Genomic DNA, 7,787 nt, shown 5'->3' on the forward strand with positions numbered 1-7,787 from the left:
ATCCACCGTCAGCCACGAACCCGGCTTGAGACCGAGCCCAGCCAGGCCGATGTCCTGGGTGTTCGGCGTCCGGCCGATCGCCACCAGCAGCTCGTCGGCCTGGACCAGCTCGCCGTCGGCCAGCGTGATGTGCACCGTGCCGGCCTCATCACGCGACACCGAAGCAGCCTCGGCACCGACGCGCACATCCACCCCCGACTCACGCAACGCCTGCGTCACCCGCTCACCGGCGAAGGGCTCAGCCAGGTGCAGGACACCGTCCCGGGCGAGCATGGTGACCTGGGCACCGAGGCTGGTGTAGGCGGTCGCCATCTCCGAAGCCACCACGCCACCACCGATGATCGCGAGCCGGCCGGGCACCTTGCTCGCGGCTGCCGCCTCGCGGCTGGTCCACGGCTTCGCGTCCCGCAGGCCCTCGATGTCCGGCACCAGTGCGCTGCTGCCGGTGGCGACCACCACGGCGTGCCGGGCGGTCAGCGTCGTGACGGCACCGTCGGCGCCGACGACCTCGACAACCCGCTCGCCACTGATGCGGCCCTGCCCCCGGACCAACGCGATCCCGGCCGACTCGAGCCACGAGACCTGCCCGTCGTCCTTCCAGTGCGAGGCGAACGAATCACGACGGGCCAACACGGCCGCGGCGTCCAGGTTCCCGGTCACCGCCTCCCGGGAGCCGGCCACCTGACGAGCCGCCCGCAACGCGGCCGAGCTGCGCAACAGCGCCTTGGTCGGCATGCACGCCCAGTACGAGCACTCACCACCCACCAGCTCCCGCTCCACGATCGCCACCGTCAAACCACCCTGCACCACCCGATCGGCCACGTTCTCCCCGACCGGACCCGCACCGATCACGACCACGTCGTACGTACTGCTGCTCATGTCAGATTCCTTTCGCGGCTCGACCGAGCCGCAACGAAGAGAGGGGCGGTCGCCGGACCATGAGGTCGTCGGCCAGGGTCGCTGGGCAAGAACGTTCTTTCCGTCTTAACCCTCCCCATCACGCGCCGGACTGTCAATACCGAACGTTCTACCTCGGTGCGTGAGAAAGGACTCATGCGCCGCGGGAACGGCTCACCGGCGAAACCACGCACGAGTCCGGCTCGGCCACCTGCGACGGTGACCGAGCCGGTCGTCATGCACTGCTTCACTTCACGGGGCAGCCTTCGGACGCACCCGGGCCGAAGGGACTACTCGATGTCCGAGAAGAGCCCGGTGATCTCCACCTGAGCGCCCTGCAGACCACCGAAGACAGCGCCGGCGACCGGCGTGGCGACGGCGGCGGAGGCGTCCTCGTAGCTGGCGAAGTAGAGGTCGAGCGTGCGGTACGCGGGAGTGGCGGTGCCGTCCTCCTTCGGCCACACCTTGGCCGACTCGAGCCGCTGCAGCTTCGGGAACGTCTCGGCGGCGGCACGCACCTCCGCGTAGACCTTCTCGAACGCGTCGGCGTCGGTGGGGTTGCCGATGATGATCGTAATCTTGGTGGCCATGAGCTTCTCCGCCCGAGTGGAACGAACGTTCTGTCGCCCACTACGGTAGCCAGTCCGATCGGTGCCGTCAAGACCGATCGTTCTGTCCCTCAGATTCGCCTCGAACCGTCCGGCACGCGAGCGAACTCAGCGCCGGCAGCGGCAAGCGCGCGGAGCCGAGATCGCGCGTATCCGCATTCCGGTAGCGCAGCGGCTCAATTGTTGCGGCTCCGGGCCGAATGGGACGACATGGTGACTTCGTCCAGCGGCGGCACGGGGCCCGATCCGCTGGCGACCGCGCTCGTGGCGCCCCCGCGGGCGGGCGCCAAGCGACTCGTGCCGGCCCGCACCAAGGACGGCCGGCTCGCGGTCGGCAAGGACTGGCCGGACCATCCGGGTTCCGAGCGCCTCGCGCACGAGGCGGCGATCCTGAGCCAGCTGGACGGCGTACCCGGCGTTCCCCGGCTGGCCGAGGCGTTCGACGGCACGGTGCTGATGCTCGAACACCACGATGTGACGCCCCTGACCGAGCTCTGGCAGGATCGCCCGCTGGATCAGACGACGCTGCTGCGCGTCGCCACCGCGATCGCTCGCGTGCTCGCCGCCGTGCACACCCGGGGCGTCGTGCACAGAAGCCTGTCGCCGAGCACGATCCTCCTGCTGGAGCCGGAGCCGGGCGTCATGATCACCGACTTCGACCTGGCCACCACGTTCGCAGGCGACCGGCCGGGGTTCCTGCATCACGACCGGATCGCCGGCGACCTGCGCTATGTCGCCCCGGAGCAGACCGGGCGCACCGGGTGGCCGACCGACCACCGCGCCGACCTCTACGCGCTCGGTGCGGTGCTGTACGCCTTGGCCACCGGTGCGCCACCGTTCGCTTTCGAGGATCCGCTGACCCTCGTACGCGCTCAGTTGACGCAGGTGCCGGACCGGCCCGCGGAGCGCAACCCGGCACTACGCCCCGACCTCTCCGACGCAATCCTGCGGCTGCTGGAGAAGGAACCGGATCGCCGGTACCAGAGCGCCGCCGGACTGGCTCACGACTTGGCGGCCATCGCCGAGCAGGCCGCCGCGGACGGCCCGCCGGTGCATCTCGGGGAGCGTGACTTCGCCGAACGAATCTCGCCGCCGTCGCGCCTGGTGGGGCGGGACGCCGAGGTCTCCCGGCTGCGGACGGCCTTCGGCAGCACGCTGACGGGACCGGCCCGGGCCGTGCTCGTCCGCGGCGCCCCCGGGGTCGGGAAGACAGCCCTGATCGGCGTGCTCCGTACCGCCGCGGCCCAGGCCGGCGGCTGGTTCGTCGCCGGCAAGTTCGATCAGTACCAGCGGGGCGAGCGGTTCGGCGCGATGACCCAGGCGCTGCGTGCGCTCGCCGGATTGTTGCTCTGCGAACCCGACGAGCAGCTGGACTCCTTGCGCTGCGAGCTTTCCTCGGAACTGACCATCACCGCCGGCGCGGTGTCCGCCCTGCTGCCGGAGCTCGCCCTGCTCACCGGGGCGCCGCCCGATCCCGCCGGGGTGCTGGACAGCACCGGCAACGCCCGGCTGGTGAGCGGGTGCGTCGCCCTGCTGCGCGCGATCTCCGAGCGGGCGCCGCTCGTCCTCGCCATCGACGACTTGCAGTGGGCGGACTCGTTCTCGATCGCGCTGCTCGACGCGATGCTCGCCGACAGCGAGCTGACCCGGGTCCTCGTCCTGGGGTCCTACCGGGACGGCGAGGTCGACGAGGCCCATCCGCTGTCGCTCACGCTGGCCCGCTGGCAACGTCTCGACCAGCCCCCGGACCACATCGCGCTGGAGAACCTGCCGGCCGGCGACCTGTCGGTCTTCCTCGCCGAGATGATGCGGCTCGACGCCGACCGGTCGCGCCGGCTGGCGACGGCGATCCTTCCCCTGACCGACGGCAACCCTTTCGACACGGCCGAGCTCGTCAACGCGCTGCGCCGAGCCGGACTGCTCACCCTCACCGACGAGGGCTGGCACTGGGACGACGACGCCGTCCGCCGGTACGTGCGACGGGACGACGTACTTGACGTGCTGCTCGACCGGATCGGCACCCTGCCTCCGGGCTCCCCCGCCGTTCTCACGACGCTGGCCGCTCTGGGCGGCGAGGTGGCGATGAGTCTGCTGCGCGCCGCCACCGGGCAATCGGTCACCGAGCTGGCCGAGGCACTGCGCCCCGCGCTGGAGGACGGCCTGCTCGTGCTGGACCAGGAGGCCGGGGTGGTCCGCTTCCCGCACGACCGGGTTCAGCAGGCCGCCCACCGTCTCGTGTCCGGCGATGACTTGCGGGCACTGCACCTGCGTCTGGCCCGCACCCTCGCCGGCCGCGGGCTCGACGCGGAGGCGGCCCAGCAGTACCTGCCCGTCGTGGCCCTGGTGTCGGACCCGGCCGAGCGCGACTCGGTGATCAAGCTGTTGCGCGCCGCGGCCGCCGCCGTCCGCATGACCGACAGCCCGACCGCACGACGGTTCCTCTCCGCCGCGCTCGCGCTGGTGGATGAGCCGGGAAGCACGGTGCACCGCGCCGTCGCCGCCGAGCTGCACGCGATCCTCTATCACCTCGGCGACCTGGCCGAAGCCGACCGGCTCTACCAGGAACTGTCCGCGCACAGCGCCGACCCCGTCGAGCTGGCCGACGCGACGTGCGTGCAGATCCTGGTCCTCGCCGGCCGGCAACGCATGCGCGCGGCCCTCGACCTCGGCCTGGCGGTGCTCGGGCAGCTCCAGGTGACCCGGAGCGTCGACCTCGACACCGACCCGGGGCCGGCCATCGCCGCACTGGCCGCCTGGGGCGCGGAGGAGGTACCGGACCCGGACGGGCCGGGCGTGGACGATCCCCGGGTCACCGCCGCGGCGAAGCTGCTGGACCGCATGCTGCCGCCGGCGTACTACGTGGATCGGCGGCTGAACACGTGGCTGGTGCTCGAGAGCCACCACCTCTGGCTCCGCTACGGCCCCCAGCCGTGGCTGATCACCGGCCTCGGCGGTGGAGCGCCCCTGCTGATCGCGGTCGCGGACGACTACCGCGGTGCGTACCAGCTCGGTCGTCGTTCGGAGGCCGCCGCCCGCGCGCACGGCTGGCCGGTCGCGGCCGCGAACGCACGATGGATGCTGGCGGCGTTCGGGCAGCCCTGGTTCGAGCCGCTGGGCGATGTGGTGGCGACCATGCGCAGCGCGCAGGAGGTGTTGCTGGCCGCGGGCGTCCTGGCCCCGGCGACCCGGGCCTTCCAGACGACCCTTCCGGCCCTGATCGACGGGCGCGAGGGGCTCGGCGCTGTGGCCCATGAGGCCCGGGCGGCGGTGTCGATGGCCCGGCGGACGGCCAACGGGCAGGCGCTCACGGCGTACGAGCCGTTTCTGCCGTGGCTGGACCGTCTCACCCAGGAGGACGCACCCGCCGGCCAGGAACCGCCGGGCGAATCGCTGCACGCCCAGATGTTCTTCCACACCTTGCACGCGCATGCCGCCCTGCTCTTCGACGACGGCGAGGCGCTGGAGCGTCACAGCGCCGCGATCGTCCCGGCCCGGCAAGCGGTACGCGGCTTCTACATCAACGCGATGGCCCACTTGCTGCGTGCTGTGTCACTCGCGCGCTCGCCCCGGCCGGAGACCCAGCAGGAGTACGCGGCCGAGCGTGACTGGTTGCGCCGGCGGGCCGACGACAACCCGGAGGCGTTCCGGCATCTGCTGCTGCTCGTCGAGGCGGAACACCAGGCGGCGCACGGCCACCGGGCTGCGGCGCTGACCTTGTACGAGGAGGCTCTGGTCGCCGTCCGTGACGTCGACCGCCCCTGGCACCAGGCGTTCATCGCCGAGCGCGCGGGCCGGCTCCACCTCGCCGCCGGACATCCCGAGTCCGGCCGGGCGCTGATCGTACGGGCCGCCGGTGGCTACGCCGGCTGGGGCGCGCACGCCAAGGCGGCCGAGCTCCGGCGCGCCTTCGCCATTCCGGAAGCGCCGCCGGAGCGGTCCGAGGGGTCGACACACGAGCAGATCGATCTCATGGCCGTACTGACCGCGGCCCGGACGCTCAGCTCCGAGACCAACCTGGACAACCTGCGCGCCCGGCTCACCGAGGTGCTGGGCTCGCTGACCGGCGCGACCGCGGCCACCCTGGTCATGCGCGACGACGACGGCCGGTGGACGGTCTCCACCGCCGGCGGCGACCTCGGCCTCACCGACCCCCGGGCCGCGTCGCGCGTGCCGGTCTCGGTGCTGCGCTTCGTCGAGCGTACGGGCGACCAGCTGGTCGTGGCCGACGCGAAGCGCGACGGGCGGTTCCTGCGCGACCCCTACGTCGCCGCGCGGGAGGTCTGCGCCCTGCTCGTCAAGCCCATCGTCGCGCACGGCGGGGTCCGCGCGCTGCTGCTGCTGGAGAACACGCTCAGCCGCGACGCGTTCTCCACCGGGCGGCTCGACGCGGTCGACCTGATCGCCGGCCAGCTGGCCGTGTCGCTGGAGAACGCGCAGCTGTACGCCTCGCAGGAACGCAAGGTCGCCGAGCGCACCGCCGAGCTGGCCGCGGCCAATGCGCGACTCGAGTTCATGAACGTCACCGACCCGCTGACCGGCGTGGTGAACCGGCGCGGACTGGACGAGCGCCTGGCGTACGAGTGGCATCAGGCCGGCCGGGACGGTTCCACCCTGGCGGTCGCCATGATCGACGTCGACCACTTCAAGAAGTACAACGACACCCAGGGGCATCAGGCCGGCGACCGCTGCCTGCGCCAGGTGGCGAAGGCCGTGCACGACGCCCTGCGGTCCACCGACCTGATCGCGCGCTACGGTGGCGAGGAATTCGCGATCCTCATGCGTTCGACCACCCTGAGCGAGGCCGTCGTCGCCGCCGAACGGGCCCGGACCGCGGTCGAGGAGCTCGCGCTGGAGCATCCGGCGAGTCCGCTCGGGCGAGTGACCGTGAGCATCGGCTGCGCCGCGCTGGTCCCGGCCGACGGCGGGCTCGCCGAGAAGCTGCTCGAGGCCGCCGACATCCAGCTGTACGAGGCCAAGAAGCACCGCAATCGGGTCGCGCCCACGTCATTCGGTGGCGCTTGAACACGACGCGAGAACCGCTCGTCGTACCCGGGCAGGGAGGGTTGATGAGTCTCAGCGGGGGAAATGTGGCGATCATCTGCGCCCAGCCGATCGCGCGGGCCGGCTTGGAGCAACTCGTACGCGAGTGTCCGGGCCTGTTGATCACGACGTCGATACGGACCAGCGAAGAGCTGTTCCAGTCCGAGCTGGACGACGCCTGCCGCGTCATCGTCGTCGACCTGCCGACCGTCGGGCCGCACCAGGCGGCGGCCGAACTGATCGGCAAGCTGGCGACGATCGGTGATCCCGTCGTCGTCGTGCCGTGGCCGGAGCCGCCGACGCCGCTGGCGGCGATCCGGGCCGGCGCACGCGGTGTCATCAGCCGCTACACCGAAGCCGCGGAGGTGCGCCGGGCGATCAGCACGGTCAACGACGGTGGCATCAGCGTCGCCCCCGAGCTGAGTGCCCGCCTCTGGGACGAACTCGGCCTGCCCACTGCCGCCATGAGCTGATTCCCGGGAGTCATCGCGCACCGACGGCACGCCCCTTTCTCGTGGGAGACCCGCCCGATCCTTGGGGACAGCGCCGAGGGGACGCGAGGAATGCCGGGCGGGCACTGTACGAGGCGCCCGGGACTCGATCCGTGGCTGCGCCGAGGGCAGACAGTGACCTTGTACGCCACCGTCGACGTGCCTGACTCGCGAGGCGTTCAAGACCTTAAGGTTCCAAGTGGGTCTTTTGACTTCACCAGACTTCTCAGGGACAGGAAGGCACGCGAGATGACGTCGTCGATTTCGGGTACGGGCTCGCGGGGGCGCTATCAGAAGGGGGTTCTCCGCCGCCAGCAGATCCTCGACCGGGCGGTCGAGGTCTTCGCCGACCTCGGGTTCGAGAACACGTCGCTGCGCGCGATCGGGGAAGCCATCGGCGTGAGCCATGCCGCGTTGCGCCGCTACTTCGAGACCCGCGAGGAGTTGTTCCTCGAGGTGCTGCGTGAGAAGGACCGCCAGGCGCTGGCCGAGGCGCACGAGAGCGGTCAGGACCAGGGGCCGGGATTCGCCGCCCTGGCCGCGAGCTACGCGCAGCAGGCTCCGGGGCTCATGGCTCTGCGGCACAGCATGGTGGCCCGCGCCCTCGAGGTGAACAACGAGCACTCGAGTGATTTCTTCCGGGACCGGTACAAGTCGCTCCGGCAGCAGGCGCGGGATCTGCTCGAGAACGCGCGCGGCCGGGGAGCCGTACGCACCGACATCCCGCTCGACACGGCGGCCGCCCTCATGA

The 7,787-nt window shown here is 71.5% G+C and carries 5 protein-coding genes; 3 read left to right on the top strand and 2 right to left on the bottom strand.

All coding sequences use genetic code 11. The features are described from left to right. The coding region (locus tag RBH18_RS41885) for an FAD-dependent oxidoreductase (protein ID WP_306216076.1) at positions 1–879 on the bottom strand (879 nt) is incomplete at its 3' end. 308 nt (positions 880–1,187) lie between these two features. Then, the gene (locus RBH18_RS41890; RefSeq protein ID WP_306216077.1) at positions 1,188–1,487 is read right to left on the bottom strand and encodes an EthD domain-containing protein; all 300 of its coding nucleotides are present in this window, start codon (positions 1,485–1,487) and stop codon (positions 1,188–1,190) included. A 228-nt stretch (positions 1,488–1,715) separates the two neighbouring features. On the opposite strand from RBH18_RS41890, the gene RBH18_RS41895 reads away from it, so the two are divergent. The 3 genes from RBH18_RS41895 to RBH18_RS41905 all read left to right on the top strand — a co-directional run. Further along, on the top strand, positions 1,716–6,527 hold the full coding sequence (locus RBH18_RS41895) for a diguanylate cyclase (protein WP_306216078.1): 4,812 nt from the start codon (positions 1,716–1,718) through the stop codon (positions 6,525–6,527). Between the two features lie 44 nt (positions 6,528–6,571). Next, entirely contained in the window at positions 6,572–7,018 is a 447-nt protein-coding gene (locus tag RBH18_RS41900) for a helix-turn-helix domain-containing protein (RefSeq protein WP_306216079.1), read from the top strand. 267 nt (positions 7,019–7,285) lie between these two features. Beyond that, positions 7,286–7,787 (top strand): TetR/AcrR family transcriptional regulator (locus RBH18_RS41905; RefSeq protein WP_306216080.1); only part of this gene is annotated, 502 nt, incomplete at its 3' end.

The organism is Actinoplanes oryzae, from assembly GCF_030757795.1.
GTDB lineage: Bacteria > Actinomycetota > Actinomycetes > Mycobacteriales > Micromonosporaceae > Actinoplanes.

Coding starts and splice junctions, on each gene's coding strand:
- RBH18_RS41890 (WP_306216077.1), bottom strand. CDS start 1,487: ATGGCCACCAAGATTACGATCATCATCGGCAACCCCACCGACGCCGAC.
- RBH18_RS41895 (WP_306216078.1), top strand. CDS start 1,716: ATGGTGACTTCGTCCAGCGGCGGCACGGGGCCCGATCCGCTGGCGACC.
- RBH18_RS41900 (WP_306216079.1), top strand. CDS start 6,572: ATGAGTCTCAGCGGGGGAAATGTGGCGATCATCTGCGCCCAGCCGATC.